At 56.7% G+C, this 252-nt stretch carries 1 pseudogene; it reads left to right on the forward strand.

Annotated features, from left to right (window positions below):
- Positions 1-52: 52 nt before the first annotated feature.
- A pseudogene (locus EXE45_RS18945) lies at positions 53-252 on the forward strand (hypothetical protein); the annotation flags it as partial.

The following is a 252-nucleotide window of genomic DNA, read 5'->3' on the forward strand; positions in this document are numbered from 1 at the left end:
AGTTGTCGAGGGTGCGATTCGATATTTATATTCGGGCGTGAGAGCACCTCGCATGAGCGACGCGTCATCCCGATCACCGACACCGACGGCTGATGAGGCTCTTCATACGACTCTCGACATGCCGTTTGAGGACGCCGTCCCCTTCGTCCAGATCGAACATGAACTGGCTGATTTTGAAACGGTACGCGTCACTCGCCTCGATCAGATGATCGCGGGTATGCTCGGACACGACGACGTTGAGCGAACCGCGCT

Origin of the sequence: Halorubrum sp. SP9 (assembly GCF_005435015.1) — an archaeon.
GTDB classification, from domain to species: domain Archaea; phylum Halobacteriota; class Halobacteria; order Halobacteriales; family Haloferacaceae; genus Halorubrum; species Halorubrum sodomense.